The 17,854-nt window shown below is 74.7% G+C and carries 21 protein-coding genes; all 21 read left to right on the top strand.

Translation table 11 applies throughout. The annotated features are described in order from the left end of the window. Window positions 1–68 precede the first annotated feature (68 nt). The 21 genes from ACI79L_RS11680 (at window position 69) to ACI79L_RS11580 (ending at window position 17,762) form a co-directional block, all read left to right on the top strand. Complete coding sequence (locus ACI79L_RS11680) at window positions 69–1,037, top strand: sigma-70 family RNA polymerase sigma factor (RefSeq protein WP_456936948.1); 969 nt, start codon at window positions 69–71, stop codon at window positions 1,035–1,037. Window positions 1,038–1,162: 125 nt separating this feature from the next. Continuing rightward, window positions 1,163–1,978: a flagellin N-terminal helical domain-containing protein gene (locus ACI79L_RS11675; protein ID WP_456936947.1), complete on the top strand. Its 816-nt coding sequence runs from the start codon at window positions 1,163–1,165 to the stop codon at window positions 1,976–1,978. A gap of 137 nt (window positions 1,979–2,115) precedes the next feature. Then, on the top strand, window positions 2,116–3,438 hold the full coding sequence (gene fliD, locus ACI79L_RS11670) for a flagellar filament capping protein FliD (protein WP_456936946.1): 1,323 nt from the start codon (window positions 2,116–2,118) through the stop codon (window positions 3,436–3,438). A gap of 52 nt (window positions 3,439–3,490) precedes the next feature. Then, on the top strand, window positions 3,491–3,874 hold the full coding sequence (gene fliS, locus ACI79L_RS11665) for a flagellar export chaperone FliS (protein WP_456936945.1): 384 nt from the start codon (window positions 3,491–3,493) through the stop codon (window positions 3,872–3,874). After that, window positions 3,871–4,215 (top strand): hypothetical protein, encoded by a 345-nt coding sequence (locus tag ACI79L_RS11660; protein WP_456936944.1) that lies wholly within the window; start codon window positions 3,871–3,873, stop codon window positions 4,213–4,215. Before fliS ends, ACI79L_RS11660 begins: the two co-directional genes overlap by 4 nt. 352 nt (window positions 4,216–4,567) lie before the next feature. Next, complete coding sequence (locus tag ACI79L_RS11655; protein WP_456926415.1) at window positions 4,568–4,918, top strand: flagellar basal body rod protein FlgB; 351 nt, start codon at window positions 4,568–4,570, stop codon at window positions 4,916–4,918. Window position 4,919: 1 nt separating this feature from the next. Then, window positions 4,920–5,318 (top strand): flagellar basal body rod protein FlgC, encoded by a 399-nt coding sequence (locus tag ACI79L_RS11650; protein ID WP_456936943.1) that lies wholly within the window; start codon window positions 4,920–4,922, stop codon window positions 5,316–5,318. Window positions 5,319–5,320: 2 nt separating this feature from the next. Continuing rightward, window positions 5,321–5,644 (top strand): flagellar hook-basal body complex protein FliE, encoded by a 324-nt coding sequence (gene fliE / locus ACI79L_RS11645; protein ID WP_456936942.1) that lies wholly within the window; start codon window positions 5,321–5,323, stop codon window positions 5,642–5,644. Continuing rightward, a complete protein-coding gene (fliF, locus tag ACI79L_RS11640; protein ID WP_456936941.1) occupies window positions 5,644–7,242 on the top strand; it encodes a flagellar basal-body MS-ring/collar protein FliF in 1,599 nt (532 codons plus the stop codon). The genes fliE and fliF overlap by 1 nt, the downstream gene beginning before the upstream one ends. After that, window positions 7,239–8,318 (top strand): flagellar motor switch protein FliG, encoded by a 1,080-nt coding sequence (gene fliG, locus ACI79L_RS11635; RefSeq protein WP_456936940.1) that lies wholly within the window; start codon window positions 7,239–7,241, stop codon window positions 8,316–8,318. The genes fliF and fliG overlap by 4 nt, the downstream gene beginning before the upstream one ends. Window positions 8,319–8,394: 76 nt before the next feature. Beyond that, on the top strand, window positions 8,395–9,201 hold the full coding sequence (locus ACI79L_RS11630; protein ID WP_456936939.1) for a FliH/SctL family protein: 807 nt from the start codon (window positions 8,395–8,397) through the stop codon (window positions 9,199–9,201). After that, window positions 9,198–10,508, top strand: a complete 1,311-nt coding sequence (locus tag ACI79L_RS11625) for a FliI/YscN family ATPase (protein WP_456936938.1) — start codon at window positions 9,198–9,200, stop codon at window positions 10,506–10,508. Before ACI79L_RS11630 ends, ACI79L_RS11625 begins: the two co-directional genes overlap by 4 nt. Window position 10,509: 1 nt before the next feature. Then, window positions 10,510–10,968 carry a flagellar export protein FliJ gene (locus ACI79L_RS11620; RefSeq protein ID WP_456936937.1) on the top strand — a complete coding sequence of 153 codons (459 nt, stop codon included), beginning with the start codon at window positions 10,510–10,512 and terminating at the stop codon, window positions 10,966–10,968. Beyond that, a complete protein-coding gene (locus ACI79L_RS11615) occupies window positions 10,956–11,924 on the top strand; it encodes a transglycosylase SLT domain-containing protein (protein ID WP_456936936.1) in 969 nt (322 codons plus the stop codon). Before ACI79L_RS11620 ends, ACI79L_RS11615 begins: the two co-directional genes overlap by 13 nt. Further along, a complete protein-coding gene (locus ACI79L_RS11610; protein ID WP_456936935.1) occupies window positions 11,921–13,234 on the top strand; it encodes a flagellar hook-length control protein FliK in 1,314 nt (437 codons plus the stop codon). The genes ACI79L_RS11615 and ACI79L_RS11610 overlap by 4 nt, the downstream gene beginning before the upstream one ends. Window positions 13,235–13,246: 12 nt before the next feature. Beyond that, complete coding sequence (locus ACI79L_RS11605) at window positions 13,247–13,666, top strand: flagellar hook capping FlgD N-terminal domain-containing protein (protein WP_456936934.1); 420 nt, start codon at window positions 13,247–13,249, stop codon at window positions 13,664–13,666. Between the two features lie 87 nt (window positions 13,667–13,753). After that, window positions 13,754–14,995 carry a flagellar hook protein FlgE gene (locus tag ACI79L_RS11600; protein WP_456936933.1) on the top strand — a complete coding sequence of 414 codons (1,242 nt, stop codon included), beginning with the start codon at window positions 13,754–13,756 and terminating at the stop codon, window positions 14,993–14,995. Between the two features lie 250 nt (window positions 14,996–15,245). Further along, window positions 15,246–15,557: a flagellar FlbD family protein gene (locus ACI79L_RS11595; RefSeq protein WP_456936932.1), complete on the top strand. Its 312-nt coding sequence runs from the start codon at window positions 15,246–15,248 to the stop codon at window positions 15,555–15,557. Window positions 15,558–15,560: 3 nt separating this feature from the next. After that, the gene (locus ACI79L_RS11590) at window positions 15,561–16,331 is read left to right on the top strand and encodes a motility protein A (RefSeq protein WP_456936931.1); all 771 of its coding nucleotides are present in this window, start codon (window positions 15,561–15,563) and stop codon (window positions 16,329–16,331) included. Window positions 16,332–16,350: 19 nt separating this feature from the next. Continuing rightward, window positions 16,351–17,289, top strand: coding sequence for a flagellar motor protein MotB (locus ACI79L_RS11585; protein ID WP_456936930.1), 939 nt, complete (start codon window positions 16,351–16,353; stop codon window positions 17,287–17,289). Then, the gene (locus tag ACI79L_RS11580; protein WP_456936929.1) at window positions 17,286–17,762 is read left to right on the top strand and encodes a flagellar basal body-associated FliL family protein; all 477 of its coding nucleotides are present in this window, start codon (window positions 17,286–17,288) and stop codon (window positions 17,760–17,762) included. Before ACI79L_RS11585 ends, ACI79L_RS11580 begins: the two co-directional genes overlap by 4 nt. The last annotated feature ends 92 nt before the right edge of the window (window positions 17,763–17,854 follow it).

The following is a 17,854-nucleotide window of genomic DNA, read 5'->3' as shown; positions in this document are numbered from 1 at the left end:
AGCCGAGTTCCCAGGATTGGCAGGAGTTGTGCGTCCGGGACGGTGCGGTCCCTGCCGAGAGAGGGACCGTGCCAGCAGCCCGCTCCCCGGTGACCGACCGCGCGGTCCCCGCGCGCTCCGCTCCCCCGCAGCCGTCGGACGCCGCGCGCCCCGAGGCCCTGCGCCCCGAGGTCCTGCGCTCGGAGGTCGAGGTCGAGGCGCTCGTCACCGAGCACCTCCCCCTGTGCTCGTTCGCGGTCAACGCGGTGGCCTCGCGCATCTCGCTGCCCGGCCACGTGAGCCGGGAGGACCTGCTGTCCTGCGCGAAGGTGGCGCTGGTCGAGGTGGCCCGCCGGTTCGACCCGGCGGCCGGCGCGACGTTCGCCACCTACGCCCTCCCCCGCCTGCAGGGCGCGGTCCTGGACGAGCTGCGCTCGGGCGACTGGGCCAGCCGCTCGGTCCGGGCCGCGGCCCGCCGCACCGACGCCGCGTCCGACGCGCTGACCATCCGGCTGGGCCGGCCGCCGACGCGCGAGGAGCTCGCCGAGGCCCTCGGCGTGCGCCGCGAGGACCTCGACGCGCTGCAGGTCGACGTCCACCGCGCCGTCATGGTGAGCATCGACGCCGAGACCGGCGCGGAGGGCGGCACGCTGGACCTGCCCGACCCCGGCGAGTCCCCCGAGCGGGCGGTGCTGCGCGGCGAGCGCGCCCGCTACCTGCAGGACGCCATCCGCGCGCTGCCCGACCGGCTCGACGAGGTCGTGGAGCGCAACTTCTTCGGCGGGGAGTCGCTCACCGACATCGCCGCCGACCTCGGCGTCACGCTCTCGCGCGTCTCACAGATGCGCGCCCGCGCGCTGACCCTGCTGCACGCGGCGATGAGCGAGGTGTGGGAGGGCCGGGCGGTGCCCGCCGACGGCGGCGTGCGCGCCCGCAACCAGCAGCGGCTCTACGTCGAGCGGGTGGCCGGCCGCGTCCCGGCCGAGCGCTCCGCCCTGCCGATCCCCCGCCCCCGCACGGGCTGGCAGGCGGCCTACGGCGCGGCCCGCCCCGCCTGAGGGATCCGGAAAAAAAGCCGCCAGTTCGCCTCAAGGACTGGTGGATCACAGCCGTAACACCACCTGCAAGGCCCGCAGCACGGATGCAGCGGGAACCAGGAAGACCCCATCCAAGGAGGATCACCATGGGTCTGCGCGTCAACAACAACATCGCCGCGTTCAACGCCTACCGGAACCTGAACGTGACCGATGGTGCGATGAGCAAGTCGCTGGAGAAGCTCTCCAGCGGTCTGCGCATCAACCGGGCCGCCGACGACGCGGCCGGCCTGGCGATCTCCGAGGGTCTGCGCTCGCAGATCGGTGGCCTCAAGGTCGCCGTCCGCAACGCGCAGGACGGCGTCTCCGTCGTCCAGACCGCTGAGGGCGCTCTCACCGAGACGCACTCGATCCTGCAGCGCATGCGCGACCTCGCGGTGCAGGCGGCCAACGACGGTGCCCTCAGCAACACCGACAAGACCAAGGCGAACGCCGAGTTCACCGCCCTGAAGGCCGAGCTGGACGACATCGCCAAGACCACCTTCAACGGCACCCCGCTGCTGGACGGCACCTACAACAAGACCTTCCAGGTCGGGGCGAACGCGCTCGACAAGCTCGCGGTGGCCATCGGCGACATGGACTCCGCCGGCCTGGCGGTCGACGCCAGCACGATCGCGACCCAGGCCGGGGCCGACGCGGCCATCGCGGCGGTGACCACCGCCATCGAGACGGTGTCCACCCAGCGCGCCAACCTCGGCGCGGTCCAGAACCGCCTCGAGCACAAGATCAACAACCTGAACGCCACCGTCGAGAACCTGACCGCATCGGAGAGCCGCATCCGCGACACCGACATGGCCCAGGAGATGGTGTCCTTCACCCGGTCGCAGATCCTGTCGCAGGCGGGCACGGCGATGCTGGCCCAGGCCAACCAGAGCTCGCAGGGCGTCCTGCAGCTCCTCCGCTGACGCGGGGCCTGAGCGGCTGACCAGCTCGAGAAGCACCACCCGGTGAGGGGGGAGGCCACGGCCTCCCCCCTCACTGCACACCTGGGCCGGGTCACACCCGCCCCACCCGTAGCACCCCAACCCTGGAGGACGCAGCGATGGTGAGCCTGAGCGTCGACGGCCTGATCTCGGGCATGGACACGACGAACCTGATCACCCAACTCGTCGCGGCCGAGGGCACCGTCCAGAACCAGCTCAAGACCCGGCTGAGTGAGACGCAGAAGGCCGCAGAGGCCTACCGTTCGGTCAACACCAAGATCGACGCCCTGCGCGCCACCGCCGAGGTCCTCCGCAAGGACGCCACCTGGACCGCCGCCAAGGCGACCAGCTCCAGCCCCGCCGTCGCCGTCGCCGTCACCGGCACGCCGCAGACCGGCTCGATCACGTTCAGGGTCGACTCGATCGCCGCCGCGCACACCGTCGTGGGCACGACGCAGGCCTCGGCCACCACCGCCGCCGCCTACACGAGCCTCACCGTGCGCACGGCTGCCGGCGACAAGCCCGTGACCGATCTCGGCACCGGCTCCCTGAACGACACCGCGGCCGCCATCAACAGGGGTGACTACGGCCTCAACGCCACGGTCCTGCAGGTCAAGCCCGGCGAGTACGCACTCCAGGTCACCTCGAAGGCGACCGGCGCGGCCAGCAGCTTCTCCCTCGTCGGCGGTTCCTTCACCACCCTCCGCGAGGGCGCCAACAGCAAGATCACCCTCGGCGGGACCACGGCCACCACCACCGGCCTGCCGATCGAGTCGGCCACCAACACGTTCACCGGCGTCATCCCCGGCGGGACGCTCACCGTCAGCGCTGCGAGCACCACCCCGGTCACCGTGGACGTCTCGGCCGACCCCGACGCCGTCGCCGCCAAGGTGCAGGCCTTCGTCGACGCCGCCAACGCCGCGCTGACCGAGATCGCCAAGCAGTCGGCCAACGGCACGGACTCCACCGCAGCCCTGCGCGGCGACAGCAACCTGCGCCGGCTCACCGATCAGGTCCTCACCGCGGTGTCCGACGTCGTGGGCTCCATCGGCTCCCCCGGGACCTTCGGCGTCCAGCTCACCCGCGACGGGAAGGTGTCCTTCACCAAGGACACCTTCCTCACCAAGCTGCAGGCTGACCCCACGAAGGTGAGGGAGGTCCTCGCAGGCGTCTCCACCGACGGAGGCCCCGACGGTGTGGCCACCCGCATGCTGACGCTAGCCAAGCAGGCGACGAACGCGACGACCGGCACGCTCACGCTGCTGGCCAAGGGCCGCGACGACCTCGTCACCGACCTCAAGGGCCGCATCGCCGACTGGGACCTGCGCCTGGCCGCCCGCAAGAAGGCCCTGACTGTGCAGTTCACCGCCATGGAGACCGCGCTGAGCTCGCTCAAGTCGCAGTCGACCTGGCTCGCCGGCCAGCTGGCCGGCCTGGCCTGACCCGATCTCTCCTGATCCCCGCTCCCCCGTCCCCGATCCAGGAGCTCCCCCGATGACCGCCGCCTCCCTCCGCGCCCGCTACCTCGGCGACGCCGTGAGCACCGCCTCGCCGCAGCAGGTGCTGGTGATGCTCTACGACCGCCTGGCCCTGGACCTCGAGCGCGCCCGGACGGCGCTGGCCGAGGGCCGGCGCGCCGACGCCCGCGAGCAGGTGCGCCACGCCCAGGAGATCGTCTTCGAGCTGCTCGGCAGCCTGCGGGTCGACGCCTGGGAGGGCGGCCCCCGCCTCGCCGCGCTCTACAACTGGCTGATCGCCGAGCTCAACCAGGCGATGGTCAAGCAGGACAGCGGCCGGATCGCCTCCTGCCTGCAGGTCGTCGAGCCGCTGCGGGACGCCTGGCGCCAGGCCGCCGCCAGCCTGGCGGGCACCGCATGACCGCGGCGCACTCCGCGGACGAGCAGCGCCGCGCGGAGTGGGCCGGCGTCCTCGAGGAGATGGAGGTCGAGGTCCTCGACGCCGAGCGGGCCATCCGCGGCAACCGCGCCGAGGAGATCGCCGCCTGGGGCCGGCGCATGGAGGACTGGACCCCGCCCAGCGTGCTCGGCCCGGTGCCGACGGACCTGCGCGAGCGGGCCGCCCGGCTGCTGCAGCACCAGCTCGCCGTCGCCGAGGAGCTCGTCGAGCGGATCACCCAGTCCCAGCGCCAGCGCGACGTCGCCGCCCGGATGGCCTACCGGCCCCGCCCGGTGGCCGCCTTCATCGACAGGGCCCTCTGACCCCGACTGGCACAACCCCACAACGCACCGGCCCGGCCGGGTCCGCCTCGCGGCGGGCCCGGCCGTCGTCGTCCCCGGGCCGGCCCCGTCCCCTGCGGGCGGGAGGCGGCTCGGGAGGCGGCAGGGGCCCCGGGAGTGCGCACCCGGCCCGTCCTCGCCATCCGTCCCACCCGTCACGCGAGTCACGGAACGTGGTCAAGGTGTGACGGACCGCTGCCGAGAACGGTCCTGCACGGACAGCACCACTCTCGCCACGGATCGGCGGCCCCTCCCCTGCGCTCGCGCGCCGGGGTCCCCGACGTACCCGGAGGCCAGTCGTGTCCTGCCGTCCTGCCCGCCGGCGGTCCACCCGATGACGATCAGCGACGTCACCATGACGACGCTGCACGCGGCGCTGAGCGGTCTGGCCCAGCGCCAGCGCGTGACCGCGGACAACATCGCCAACGTCCAGACCCCGGGCTTCCTCGCCGGCCGGACCGACTTCGAGTCCTCGCTGCGCACCGAGCTGCGCCAGGGCAGGACGCCCACGGTCTCCGGCGGCTCGATCGCGCGCTCGTTCGAGCCCACCCGCGAGGACGGCAACAACGTCAACCTCGACAGCGAGACGGTCATCGCCACCGAGACCGGCCTGCGCTACCAGTTCGCGCTCACCGCGCTCGACGGCAAGTACAGCGGTCTGCGCACGGCCCTGAGGACGTCCTGACGTGTTCGACAGCCTCGACATCTCCGGGTCCGGACTGTCCGTCCACCGCCGCTGGATGGACGCCGTCTCGGACAACATCTCCAACATCAACACGGTCAGCTCGACCGACGGCGAGGCGTTCCGGGAGCGCATGGTCGTCGCGCAGGCCGTGGACTACGGCTCCGGCGAGGGCGGCGTCCGCATCGCCCGGGCCGAGTTCGGCAGCGGCGAGGGCCGGCTCGTGCACGAGCCCGACCACCCGCTGGCCGACGCCGAGGGCTACGTCCGGTACCCGGACATCGACCTCGGCGACCAGATGACCCAGCTGATCATGGCCCAGCGCGGCTACCAGGCGAACCTGGCGTCCCTGGACCGGGCGACCACCGCCTACCAGGCCGCCCTCCAGCTCGGGAAGGGCTGACCGTGACCTCTCCGATCGACGGCATCTCGCTGCCCGGCGTCCCCCCGGTCGGCGCGCTCGACGGCGTGGCCGGCACGACGGCCGCGGCCCCGGCCTCGACGTCGGGCGAGGGCTTCGCGGCCGTGCTGACCGGCGCGCTCGACCAGCTCGGCAGCATGCAGGAGGCCAAGGACGCCCTCGCCGTCCAGGGCGCCACCGGCGACCTGCGTGACGTGCACGACTACATGATCGCCGCGCAGGAGGCCTCCGTGGCCACCGAGATGGTCGTGACGTTCAAGAACAAGGCGGTCGAGGCCTTCACCGAGATCATGAGGATGCCCGTCTGATGCCTGCCGCACTCGCCGGTCCCCTGGCGAAGATCAAGGGCACGCTCGCCACCATCAGCCTCGGCCAGAAGGTCGTGATCGGCCTGCTGGTGGCCGGGCTGGCGCTGGGCGGCTTCTTCTTCTACCGCTGGATCACGACGCCGACCATGGCGCCGCTGTTCTCCAACCTGGCCTCCGCCGACGCCTCGGCGATCGTCGACGAGCTCAACGCCTCCGGCGTCTCCTACGAGCTCGCCGACGGCGGCGGCACGATCCTGGTGCCCAACGAGCAGGTCTACGACCTGCGGCTGCAGATGAGCGGCAAGGGCCTGCCGGCCGGCTCGGACACCGGGTACGCGCTGCTCGACGAGCAGGGCATCACCACCAGCGAGTTCCAGCAGCAGGTGCAGTACCAGCGCGCCATCGAGGGCGAGCTGGCCAACACCCTCGAGGCGCTCGACGGCGTGCAGACCGCCGTGGTCCACGTCGCGCTGCCCGAGGACGAGGTCTTCGCCTCCGACGAGGGCGAGCCGACCGCCTCGGTGCTCCTGGACCTGGAGCCCGGCACCGAGCTCGGCGGCGAGCAGATCCAGTCGATCACCAACCTGGTGTCCTCCAGCGTCGAGGGCATGGACCCCGACCAGGTCACCGTCTCCGACTCGACCGGCCAGCTGCTGTCGGCCGCCGGCCAGGGCGTGAGCGCCGCCTCCGGCGACGCCCGCTCGCAGATGGAGACCGACTACGAGAGCCGCCTGGCGTCCAACGCCCAGGCCATCCTCGACACCGTCCTCGGCCCGGGCAACGCCCGCGTCGCCGTGCGCGCGGACCTGGACATGTCGCAGAGCGACAGCACCGCGACCACCTACGGCTACACCGAGGGCACCCCGCCGGTCTCCGAGCAGCGCTCGACCGAGCAGTACACCGGCGACGGCACCGCCGTCGGCGGCGTCCTCGGCCCGGAGAACACCGCCGACGCCGCCAACGGCACCGGCGGCGGGAACTCCACCTACTCGACCGAGTCCACGACGGCGAACAACTCCGTGGACCAGACGGTCACCAACACCGTCACCGCGCCCGGCGAGGTCAACCGGCTCACCGTCGCCGTCGTCCTCAACGACACGGTGGCCGGCAACCTCAACCAGACCCAGGTGCAGGACCTCATCGGCAACGCCGTCGGCCTGGACACGGCGCGCGGCGACGACATCAGCGTCGCCTCGCTGGCCTTCGACACCACCGCCGCCGACGCCGCCGCCGCGGAGATGACCGCGGCCCGCGAGGCCGAGCAGCAGGCGCAGATGTGGGCGCTGATGAAGAACGGCGGCATCGCGCTCGGCATCGCGCTGCTGGTCCTGGTCGTGTGGCTGCGCTCGCGCCGCCGCGGCGACGACGAGGAGGACGAGGACGACGAGCCGCTGGAGCTCGACGAGGGCCTGATCGCCGAGCTCGAGCGGCTGCGGGTGTCCAGCTCGCGGGACGACACCGCCGTCCTGGACAACCGGGCGCTGGAACTGGAGGCCGCGGAGCGGCAGCGGGTGCGGGGGGAGATCGCCACGATGGTCAGCGAACGTCCGGACGAGGTGGCGCAGATGCTGCGCGGCTGGCTGAGTGACGTGAAATGACGCTCGCCAGTGTCGAGCAGCTGGTGGGCGCGGGCGGGACCAACCTGCCCGCGCTGCCGCCGGCTCCCCCGCGCCCCGAGATGCCCGGCCTGCGCAAGGCCGCCGTCTTCCTCGCCCAGATGAGCAAGGAGGAGGCCGGGCTGCTGCTGTCCAAGCTGCGCCCGCGCGAGGTCGAGGCCCTCACCCGCGAGATCATGAAGCTCGGCTCGGTGGAGCCCGAGGACGTCGACGGCGTGCTCACCGAGTTCTCGCAGATGATGGCCGCGCAGCGGTACGTGGGCCGCGGCGGCGTCGACTTCGCCCGCGAGATCCTGGCCGCCGGCCTCGGCGAGGACAAGGCCGAGGGCATCCTCGCCCGGCTCAACGTCGTCTACACCGAGGTGCCGTTCGCCTCGCTGCGCAACGCCGACGTCCGCCAGCTGGTCACCTTCCTCAAGGACGAGCACCCGCAGGTCATCGCCCTGGTGCTGGCCCACCTGTCGGCCGCGCAGTCGGCCGAGGTGCTCTCGGGCTTCTCCCCCGAGCAGCAGGCCGAGGTCGCCCACCGGATCGCCACGATGGACCGCACCTCGCCGGAGATGGTCCGGCTGGTGGAGGAGGAGCTCGGCCGCCGCATGGGGTCGCTGCTCGCCCACCAGGACATGTCCACCGTGGGCGGCGTCGAGACCCTCGTGGAGATCATCAACCGCTCGCCGCGGCCGACCGAGCGCTCGATCCTCGAGTGGCTGGACACCTCCGACCCGGAGCTGGCCGAGCAGGTGCGCGCGCAGATGTTCGTCTTCGAGGACATCACCACCATCGACGACCGGTCGATGCAGCTGGTGCTGCGCGAGGTGGAGGCCAACGACCTGGCCACCGCGCTCAAGGGCGTGCGCCCCGACGTCCGCGACAAGGTGGTCCGGAACCTCTCCGAGCGCGCCGCCGAGAACCTCGCCGAGGAGATCGAGCTGCTCGGCCCGGTCCGCGCCCGCACGGTCGAGGAGGCGCAGGGCAAGATCGTCGCGGTCATCCGCACGCTCGAGGAGCAGGGCGTCCTGACCATCTCCCGCGGTGGGGACGATGAGTTCGTCGCCTGACGGGTCGCGTCCGACGGCGCGGGAGTCGGTGCTGTTGCGCGGGGCCTCGGCCAGCGCGGCGGCACCCTACCGGCAGGTGGCGGGGACGACGGTGCCCGAGCCGCGCACGGCGCCGCAGACGGTGACCCACCCGCCGACCCAGCAGCTGACCCGGCCGGTGACCCTCCCGCCGCCCCAGTCGCCGGACGCGATGCTGACCCGGCCGCTGACGAGGCCGGTCGTGGACGGCGCGCCCGACGTGGTCGAGCGGCGGTCCACGGTCCGCCGCGCCGGCGACGTCCCGGTGCCCAACGGCCGGGGCGTGCGGCGGCTCGGCGACGTGTACGCCGAGGAGCTGGCCCGGCTGCGCGAGTTCGCCCGCGCCGAGGGGCACGCCGCCGGCTACGCCGAGGGCATGGCCGAGGCGGGCCGGGTCGTGGCGGAGGCCGAGGCACAGGCGGCCGCCCGGCTGGCCGACGTGCAGGCCCGCTGGGAGCGCCGGATGGCCACGGCCACGGCCGCGCTCGGCGCCGCCGTCGCCGCCCTCGACGCCGCCGCGGTGCCCACCGCCGAGGACGTCCGCGACACGCTGGTCGACGGCGTCCTGACGCTGGTCGAGGACCTGCTCGGCCGCGAGCTGTCGGCCTCGACCACCGCCGGCGTGGACGCGATCCGCCGCGCGCTGACCCTGCTGCCCGCCGACGCGCCCGCCGTCGTCCGGCTGCACCCCGACGACCTCGCCGAGGTCCCGCCGGCCGCCCTCGCCGCGCTGCCGCCGTCGGTCACCGTCGTCGGCGACGACGCCGTCGAGCGGGCCGGCGCGGTCGCCGAGTGCGGCCCCCGCCGGGTCGACGCCCAGCTGTCGACGGCGCTCGCGCGGGTGCGGGCGGTGCTGTCTCCGTGAGCACCACGCGCACGCTGATCGAGCGCGCCCGCCTGGCCGCCCGCCCCCAGCTCACCGGCTCGGTGGTCGGCGCCATGGGGCTCACCCTCACCGTCGAGGGCGTCGCCGCCGCCGTCGGGGACCTCGTCGAGGTCGGCCCCGGCCCGCGCGGGCTCGTGGCCGAGGTGGTCGCCGTCTCCCGCGACCGGCTCACCTGCATGCCGCTGGGCGAGCTCGGCGGCGTACACGCCGGCGCGCCGGTCCGGAACACCGGCATGCCGCTGCAGGTGCCGGTCGGCGAGGCGCTGCTCGGCCGGGTGCTCGACGGCCTGGGCCGCCCGGTCGACGGGCACGGCCCGCTCGGGCCCGGCGTCGACTGGGTCGACCTCGCCAGCGAGACCCCGCACGCGCTGTCCCGGCGCCGGGTGGAGGAGCCGCTGCCGGTCGGCGTCCGCGCGCTGGACACCCTCGTGCCGGTCGGCAAGGGCCAGCGGCTGGGCATCTTCGCCGGCTCCGGCGTCGGCAAGTCCACGCTGCTCGCCCAGATCACCCGCGGCACCGAGGCCGACGTCCGGGTCATCGGGCTGATCGGCGAGCGCGGTCGCGAGGTGAAGGAGTTCCTCGAGGAGAACCTCGGGCCCGAGGGCATGGCGCGCACGGTCGTCGTCGTCGCCACCTCCGACGAGCCGCCGCTGGTGCGGCTCAAGGCCGCGTTCGTGGCCACCCGCATCGCCGAGGGCTTCCGCGACCAGGGCCGCGACGTGCTGCTGCTCATGGACTCGATCACCCGCACCGCGATGGCCCAGCGCGAGGTCGGCCTGTCCGCCGGCGAGCCCCCGGCCACCCGCGGCTACCCGCCGAGCGTCTTCGCGATGATGCCGCGGCTGCTGGAGAAGGCGGGCCCGGGCGCGACCGGCTCGATCACCGGCCTCTACACCGTGCTCGTCGAGGGCGACGACCACAACGAGCCGATCGCCGACACCGCCCGCTCGATCCTCGACGGGCACGTCGTGCTCACCCGGAAGCTCGCCACCACCGGCCACTTCCCCGCCGTCGACGTCCTGGAGTCGATCTCCCGGGTCGCCGGCGCGGTCACCGCGCCCGCCCGGATGGCCGACGCCCGCGAGATGCGCCGGCTCATGGGCGCGCTGCGCGACGTCAAGGAGCTGGTGGAGATCGGCGCCTACCAGGCCGGCAGCGACCCGCTCGTCGACCGCGCCCGCGCGCTGTCCCCCGCCATCGACGCCTTCCTGCGCCAGCCGCTGGAGGACTCGACCTCCCCCGACGACGCCTGGGCGATGCTGCACCGGCTCGTGACGGCCGGCTGACGTGGCCCGGCCGGCCGCCTTCCGCCTCGAGCCGGTGCTGCGGGTCCGCCGAGCCGCCGAGCAGGCCGCCGAGCGGGCCGCCGCCGAGGCGGCCGCCGCGGCCCGCGAGGCGGAGCGCCGCGCCGAGGCGCAGGCCGCCGCGCTGGCCACCCGGGTGCCGCCCGCGTCCGCGCCGGCGCACGTCTTCGTCGCCGCGATGGTCGCATCGGCCGCCGCGGCTGCCGATGTGACAGCTGCACGGGCGACGGCGCAGGCCTCGGCCGAGCAGGCCGGGCTGCTGCGCGCGCGGTGGACCGCCGCCGCCCAGCAGACCAAGGCGCTGGAGAAGCTGCGCGAGCGGCACCTCCTCGCGCTGCGGACCGCCGAGCTCGGCGCCGAGGAGCGCGCGGTCGACGACCTGGTCACCGCCCGGCACGCCGGGACCGGACCCGAGGGAGAGGAGGACCCGTGGAGGGACTGACCGCGGTGCACGGCCGCATCGCCGCGATCCAGAACCGGATCCTCACCCTCGCCTCGGCATCGGCCACCTCGACGTCGGCCGCCTGGGCCGGCGCGGCGGCCGCCGCCGGGCTCACCGGCACCGCGGCCACGGCGGCGACCGGCACGACGGCGGCCGCCGGCAGCGGCCTGGAGGGGCAGGCGGTCGCCGCGGCGCAGCGCTACCTCGGCGTGTCCTACGCCTGGGGCGGCACCGACCCGTCGGTGGGCCTGGACTGCTCCGGGCTGGTGCAGCGGGTCTTCGCCGACCTGGGCATCGACCTGCCCCGCACCAGCTCCCAGCAGGCCACCGCGGGCACCCCCGTCGCGAGCCTGGCCGAGGCCCGCCCCGGCGACCTCGTGTTCTTCGACAACTCCCCGTCGCGCCCGGGCATCGACCACGTCGGCATCTACGTCGGCGACGGGAAGATGATCGCCGCGCCGCAGGAGGGCGACGTCGTCCGCGTGCAGGACGTCGGCAGCCCGACCGTCATCCGCCGGGTGCTGCCCGCCTCCGCCGCCGCGTCTGCCGCGGTGGCCTCCCCCGGCGCCGGCCTCGCGGGCGTCCCGTACGCCGACCTGTTCACCGCCGCCGGGGCGCGGCACGGCGTCGACCCGGCGCTGCTCGCCGCGGTGGCGAAGGTCGAGTCCGGCTTCGACTCCGCCGCCGTCTCGTCGGCGGGCGCCACCGGGCTCATGCAGTTCATGCCGGCCACCGCCCGCGGCCTCGGCGTCGACGCCACCGACCCGGCGTCGTCGATCGACGGCGCCGCCCGCTACCTGCGCCAGCTCACCGACCGGTTCGGCTCGACCGACCTGGCGCTGGCCGCCTACAACGCCGGTCCCGGCACGGTGGCCCGCCACGGCGGCGTCCCGCCGTACGCCGAGACCCGGTCCTACGTCCGCAAGGTCACCAGCGCCGCGGAGGCCTACTCGTGACAGCTCCCGTCCCGACCGCCGCCGCGGCCGCACCCGCCCCGGCCTCCCCGGCCGGCGGGTCCGACCCCGGCTCGGCCGCCGGCTTCGCGTCCGCCCTCGACGACGCCCTCGACGACCCGATCGCCGGGCGCCCGCGCGCCGACCGCGGCGTCGGCCGCGACGGCGACCGGCCCGGCCGCGCCGTGGGCCGCGACGGCGACCCCGGCCGCCCCGGGACCGCCGACGACGCCGCCGGCGCCGGACCGGGCGACGGGCGGCCCGCGGGCGATCCCCCCGTCCCACCGGGCGCGCTGCCGGCCGGCTGGGCGCTGGCCCTCGCCCTCGGCACCGCCGTCCCCGGCGCCGGCACGACTCCCCCCGGCGGCACCGGCCCCGCCGCCCCCGGCGCGGCCGCCGCGCACGGCGCCGTCCCCGCCGGGGCCGTCGCGGTGCCGGGCGTCGCCGCCGGCCTCCCCCAGGCCGCCGCGGCGCCGGTCCCCGCCGACGCCGGGGTGCCGGCCGGTGCGGGCACCGCGCCCGCCGCCCTGCCCGGCGCCGCCGTCCCGGCCCCCGCGACCCCTCCGGCCGCGGCCCCGGGTGCGGCGACGCTGCCCGCCGGGCTCGTCGTCGTCGCCGCGGACCCGCAGCCGGCGCCGGTCCCGTCGGCCGCCGCTCCCGCCGAGGCGCCCGCCGCCCCGGCCGCCACACCGGTCCCCGCCGTGCCCGCGGACCCGGGCACCCAGGAGCGCGACCCGGGGACCTCCGGCGGGGCCCTGCCGTCGGCGGTCCCGGCGCCCGCCCCGGCACCGGCCCCCGCCGCGGCGACCCCGCCCGCGGCCCCGGCCCGGCCCGACGTGCCGCAGCCGCCGGTGGCCGCCCAGGTCGCCCCCACCGTCGCCACGCTGGCCGCGGGGCCCGACGGCACGCACACCATGACGCTGGTGCTCACCCCCGAGACGCTCGGCGCGGTCGAGGTCCGGGTGACCGTGCAGCACGGCACGGTCGAGCTGAGCCTGCGCGGCGCCTCCGACGCCGGCCGCGCCGCCCTCCTCGACGCCCTGCCCGACCTGCGCCGCGACCTGGAGGCCTCGGGCCTGACCTGCTCGCGGCTGCAGGTGGACCGCGACCCGGCCGGCTCCGGCTCGTCGCAGGCGCAGGGCGGCTGGCAGCAGGCCCAGCAGCAGGGCGAGCACGGCCGCGGGTCCGCCCAGGGGCGCGGCCCCGCCGACGACCGCGGCCGGCCGTGGCTGCGCACCCCCGACCCCGACGGGAGCCGCCCGGCTGCCGCCGCCGACCACCCCGCGTCGAGCGTCCTCGACGTCCGGGCCTGAGAGGAGCCGACGATGACCGAGCCCGTGGGCGGCGCGGGCGGCAGCCCGGCCACGTACACGGCCACCACCGCGGTGGACCGCAGCGACCAGATGGGCAAGGACACGTTCCTGCAGCTGCTGGTGGCGCAGATGCGGTACCAGGACCCGAACAGCCCGACGAGCACGACCGAGTTCATGTCGCAGACGGCGACGTTCACCCAGGTCGAGAAGCTCGAGGAGATCGCCGCGCAGAACGCCGAGCTGCTGGCCCTGCAGCGCTCGCTGTCGGCCGGCGCGCTGGTCGGCCACGGCGTCAGCTGGACCGCCGAGGACGGCACCACCCGGACCGGGACGGTGTCCTCGGTCCGCTTCGGCGGGGACGGGCCGACCGCCGTCGTCGGGGGCACCGAGGTGCCCCTCGGCCGCCTCAGCGAGATCTCCCTCCCCGCCTAGAGAAGGACCCCCTCGCCCCCCACAGTTCGCAAGCTCGCGGCGGGCCCCTGCGAGGGGGCCGCCGACCCCTCCTGAGAGGACCTCCCCGTGCTCCGCTCGATGTTCTCGGCCATCTCCGGCCTGCGCGCCCACCAGACCAAGCTCGACGTGACCGGCAACAACATCGCCAACGTCAACACCGTCGGCTTCAAGAGCAGCCAGACCGTCTTCGAGGACACCCTGTCCCAGGTGATCCGGAACGGCTCCTCGCCGACCGCCGAGACCGGCGGCACCAACCCGGCGCAGGTCGGCCTCGGCGTCCGGGTCGCCGGCGTCACCACCAACTTCGGCCAGGGCTCCACGCAGAACACCGGCCGCGCCACCGACTTCATGATCAGCGGCGACGGCTTCTTCGTGACCCGCGCCGGCAACGAGAACCTGTTCACCCGCGCCGGGTCCTTCGACTACGACGGCGCCGGCAACCTGGTCACCCCCGACGGCGCCCAGCTGCAGGGCTGGATGGCCGGCACGGACGGCACCGTGGACGCCAACGGCCCGATCGGCCCGCTGTCCATCCCGTTCGGCCAGGTCATGTCCCCGACCGCGACGACGACGGGCGCGCTGGCCGGCAACCTGTCGACGGCGTCCGTGGCGGCCGACCCGCTGGCCAGCCCGCCGGTCCCGGCCACCCAGGTGCAGACGCAGATCACCGCCTACGACTCGATCGGCACCGCGCACCAGATCGCGCTGACGTTCACCAAGACCGGCCCCAACACCTGGTCGGTGGCCGCCGGCGAGAACGGCACCGCGATCGGCGCCGCGCAGACGCTCACCTTCGACCCCTCCACCGGCCGGCCCTCCGGTGGCAGCACCTTCACCCTCGGCGTCACCGGCGCCAACTGGCCGGGCACCATCCCGCTCGACCTCACCGGGATGACCGAGTTCGGCGGCAAGACGGCGCTGACCCCGAGCGGCGTCGACGGCAACGCCATGGGCACGCTGCAGTCGATCTCGCTGAGCAACGACGGCACGATCATGGGCGTCTACTCGAACAGCCTGCGCGAGCCGATCGGCAAGCTGGCGCTGGCCACCTTCGCCAACCCCGGCGGCCTGTCCAAGGCCGGCAACTCCAGCTACCGGGTGGGCGACAACTCCGGCCAGGCCGTCGTCGGCGAGGCCGGCACCGGCGGCCGCGGCTCGCTGACCGCCGGCGCGCTGGAGATGTCCAACGTCGACCTCGCCGAGGAGTTCACCGGCCTGATCGTCGCCCAGCGCGGCTTCCAGGCGAACAGCCGCGTGATCACCAGCTCCGACGAGATCCTGCAGGACCTGGTCAACCTCAAGCGCTGACAGCGCGTCCGACCGAGCTCGCGGCCCGGCACCCGATCTCCCCGGGGTGCCGGGCCGCGTCGCGTCGTCCCCCGGTCGCCTCCCGGTGCGCGTGTGACGTGCGGGAACGCGGTGCCCGGCTCACCCCCGGGGGTGGTGCGGCGGGCCCGGTTCGGCTCAAGCAGGCCCCGCGCGGGACCGATGGTCCCTGTAGCCGGCGCCGCGCCGTCGCGGCCCCTCCCCCTTCCCGAACGAGCCAGAGGACCCACCCGTGATCCGAGTGACGCGCCTGAACGGGGAGCACTTCGCGCTCAACCCCGACCTGATCGAGCGGGTCGAGGGCCACCCCGACACCGTCGTCTCCCTCGTCGACGGCACCAGGTACGTCGTCAGCGAGGACGTCGACGCGGTGCTCGACGAGATCCGCGAGTACCGGGCCAGCATCCTCGCGACCGCCTACGCCATGGACCGCGGCAGCTACCGCTCGGGCACGACCGCCGGCGCGGGCGCCCCGGCGACCGACGCGGCCGGCGACACCCGCCGCGCGTCGGTCGTCCCCTTCCCGGCCCGCGAGGAGCGCTGACCCGTGGACCCGTCGACCCTGATCGGCTTCGTCGTCTCGCTCGTCGCGCTCCTGGTCTTCATGGTCCTGGAGGGCGCCGATCCGACGTCGCTGCTCTTCCTCCCGGCCATCGTGCTGGTCGTCGTCGCCACCTTCGGCGCGGCGATGTCCGGCCAGACGATGGCCGACCTCAAGAAGATGGGCGGCTGGTTCAAGGCCGGCCTCGTGCCGGCCAAGGTCCCGGCGGCCTCCGAGCAGATCCAGACCCTGGTCAGCCTCGCCGAGAAGGCCCGCAAGGAGGGCCTGCTCGCGCTGGAGGCGCAGGTCAAGCAGATCCAGGACCCGTTCCTCAAGCGCGGCCTGCAGATGGGCATCGACGGCACCGACCCCGAGGAGCTGCGCGCGGTCCTCGAGAGCGAGATCGCCGCCAAGAAGGCCGAGGACAAGGTCGCCGCCAAGTTCATGACGACGATGGGCGGCTACGCCCCGACCATCGGCATCGTCGGCTGCATCGTCGGCCTGATGAACGTCATGGGGAACCTCAGCAACCCCGCGGCGCTCGGCCCGATGATCGCCTCGGCGTTCGTCGCGACCCTGTGGGGCGTCATGGCGGCCAACTTCTGGTTCCTGCCCATGGGCGCGAAGATCCTGCGGGTCAGCGAGCTGCAGGCCGCCCAGATGGAGCTGCTCGTCGAGGGCATCGCCGAGATCCAGGCGGGCACCAGCCCGCGCGCCGTCCGGCTCAAGCTCAGCGCCCTCATCCCGCCGAGCGAGGCCGCCAGGGAGGCGGCGTGACCGCCACCCGGGCCCGCGCGTGAGCGCCGGCGGCCACGGCGGCAAGCGCCGGGCGAAGAAGCACGAGGAGGAGGAGCACGAGAACCACGAGCGGTGGCTGGTGTCCTACGCGGACATGATGACGCTCCTCCTGGTGCTCTTCGTGGTCCTGTTCGCGATGAGCCAGGTGGACAAGGAGAAGTTCGCCGCGCTGGCCAGCGGCCTGTCGGAGGCGTTCGGCGCCCCGGTGAGCGCGCTGAGCAGCGCGGGCACCAACTCCGACGCGTCGGTGCTCGACTCCCTCGACGCCGCCGTCGACGTGCAGATCCCGCCGGCCCCGGCCGCGGAGTCCGACGTCGACGCGGCGGCCGCCCAGGCCGCCGCCCAGGAGGCCGTGAACGTCGCGGCCGAGGCGCGCGCCGAGTACGACCTGCTCGCCGCGGCGCGCGACGCCATCGACGCCGCCCTCGCGGCGGCCGGGCACGCCGGGACCGCGCGGTACGAGATCGACGAGCGCGGCCTGACCGTGCACATCGTGTCCGACCCGGTGCTGTTCGGCCCGGAGGAGGCCACGCTGCAGCCGCAGGGCCGCACCATCCTCGACGCCGTCTCCTCCGCCCTGGCCGCGCTGCCCAACGACCTCGCGATCGAGGGGCACGCCAACTCGCTGCCGGTGACCCCGGGCGGGCCGTGGCCCTCCAACTGGGAGCTGTCGGCCTACCGGGCCACCACGGTGGTGCGCTACCTCGCCGCCGCCGGCGTCCCGCAGGACCGGATGTCCGGCACCGGCTACTCCGACACCCGTCCGGTGGTGCCGGCGAGCGCCCCGAACGCCCTGTCCCTCAACCGCCGCGTCGATGTCGTCGTGCTGTCCGACGCCTCCGCCGAGGCCCGGGAGCTCCTGCCCGGCCTCGACGCCCCCGCACAGGCCGCGCCCGCACCGGCCGCCGCCCCTGTCCAGGAAGGCACCCACGAGTGAGCACCAAGAGCAAGGCCAAGGAGAAGGACGCCGCCGAGGACGCCGAGGCGAAGGGCGGCGGCAGGAAGAAGCTGCTCGCCGTCGTCGCCGTCCTGCTGGTCGCCCTCGGCGCCGCGGCGTACTTCTTCCTGTTCGCCGGCGGCGAGGCCGCGGCCGAGGAGCCCGAGCACGGCGGCTACACCGCGCTGGAGCCCATCGCGGTCAACCTGGCCGGCGGCGGCTACCTCAAGATCGGCATCACCCTCGAGTACACCGCGGCCGCCGCCTCCGGCGGGCACGGCAGCGGCGGCGTCGACGGCTCCAAGGCCCTCGACATCCTCATCTCCACCTACTCGCAGGCCCAGCCGGCCGACGTGACCGGCGCCCGCGAGGCGCTCAAGGAGTCCCTGGAGCACCAGATCGTCGAGGCCTACACCGAGGACGGCGTCCCGATGGTCATGCACGTCTACCTCACGGAGTACGTCACCCAGTGACGCAGTAGTCCCACCCGTCCCACACTCCCCGGCTGACCGGCGGCGCCCCGCGCCGCCGGTCAGTTCGCGTCCCGGCCCCGCCGATGAGGGGA

Source organism: Geodermatophilus sp. SYSU D00684 (assembly GCF_054050455.1).
This window is presented reverse-complemented; position numbering and strand designations above follow the sequence as displayed.

Excerpts from the sequence above, each read along its gene's own strand:
- ACI79L_RS11675 (WP_456936947.1), top strand. The coding sequence starts at position 1,163 with ATGGGTCTGCGCGTCAACAACAACATCGCCGCGTTCAACGCCTACCGG.
- fliD (WP_456936946.1), top strand. The coding sequence starts at position 2,116 with ATGGTGAGCCTGAGCGTCGACGGCCTGATCTCGGGCATGGACACGACG.
- fliS (WP_456936945.1), top strand. The coding sequence starts at position 3,491 with ATGACCGCCGCCTCCCTCCGCGCCCGCTACCTCGGCGACGCCGTGAGC.
- ACI79L_RS11660 (WP_456936944.1), top strand. The coding sequence starts at position 3,871 with ATGACCGCGGCGCACTCCGCGGACGAGCAGCGCCGCGCGGAGTGGGCC.
- ACI79L_RS11655 (WP_456926415.1), top strand. The coding sequence starts at position 4,568 with ATGACGATCAGCGACGTCACCATGACGACGCTGCACGCGGCGCTGAGC.
- fliF (WP_456936941.1), top strand. The coding sequence starts at position 5,644 with ATGCCTGCCGCACTCGCCGGTCCCCTGGCGAAGATCAAGGGCACGCTC.
- fliG (WP_456936940.1), top strand. The coding sequence starts at position 7,239 with ATGACGCTCGCCAGTGTCGAGCAGCTGGTGGGCGCGGGCGGGACCAAC.
- ACI79L_RS11605 (WP_456936934.1), top strand. The coding sequence starts at position 13,247 with ATGACCGAGCCCGTGGGCGGCGCGGGCGGCAGCCCGGCCACGTACACG.